The organism is Vibrio sp. 1978 (genome assembly GCF_033344345.1).
This window is the reverse complement of sequence record NZ_JAWPOP010000152.1, coordinates 1-1062: the sequence shown is the minus strand read 5'-3', so window position 1 is coordinate 1062 and position 1062 is coordinate 1. Positions and strand designations below refer to the sequence as shown.

Annotated in this window: 1 protein-coding gene; it reads left to right on the top strand. The window is 45.2% G+C overall.

Annotated features, from left to right (window positions below):
* The coding region (gene tssC, locus R8N49_RS25145; protein WP_318190214.1) for a type VI secretion system contractile sheath large subunit at nucleotides 1–892 on the top strand (892 nt) is incomplete at its 5' end.
* Nucleotides 893–1062: the final 170 nt, after the last annotated feature.

Sequence of the window (1062 nt, the reverse complement as noted above, 5' to 3'; positions counted from 1 at the left end):
AGAACTATCTAAACCGCGCGATTTAGATAAAGTCTTTGAGTCGTTGGAATATGCGCAATGGCGCTCTTTCCGTGAAAGTGCAGATTCTCGTTTTGTAAGCTTAACGATGCCTAAAGTATTAGCTTGCTTACCATACGGCCAAGCTACCTCTCCTGTAGAAGCGTTTGGCTTTGAAGAGTTTGATGTGGATCCTGTGTCGGGTATCGCCGTTAATGCTGATCACAATGATTATTGTTGGATGAACTCATCGTACGTGCTTGGCGTCAAACTGACGGATGCATTTTCTAAGTATGGTTTCTGTACTGCTATTCGTGGCGCAGAGGGTGGTGGTCGAGTTGATAACCTACCAACACACTTCTTCATGAGTGATGATGGTGACCCAGATATGAAGTGCCCAACGGAAATTGGCATTACAGACCGCCGTGAAGCGGAATTGGGTAAACTGGGTTTCTTGCCGCTATGCCACTACAAAAATACGAACTATGCCGTGTTCTTTGGTGCTCAAACTTGTCAAAAACCAGCAAATCATGAATCTCCAGAAGTGGCAGCAAACGCGGCAATTTCAGCAAGACTTCCTTACATGATGGCAACCTCTCGTTTTGCACATTATTTGAAAGTAATGGCTCGAGACAAGATCGGTAGCTTTATGGAAGCAGAAGACGTTGAATCTTGGTTGAACCGTTGGATTCTTGGCTATGTGAACGCTTCTGAAGGTGGTGGTCAAGAAATTCGTGCGAAATACCCTCTTGCCGACGCTCGCGTACAAGTTAAGGAGATTCCAGGTTCTCCTGGTTCTTACAACGCGGTTGCTTGGCTCAAGCCATGGCTTCAAATGGAAGAGCTAACCACGTCTTTAAGACTCGTTGCTAAAATTCCTCAGTCGGGTGGCTAAATAAAGTTAATGGCTGGTCACTTCGACCAGCCATTAAGCCAAGCTTATGGTAGTTATGACGAAAATAGATGCGTTGAACTTTCTAGACCCAGAGGAACTCACACACGAGTTTACACCGATGGGCCTGGCTGAGTTTGACAGTCATTGGTTGACTAAATTTGTTGAATGTT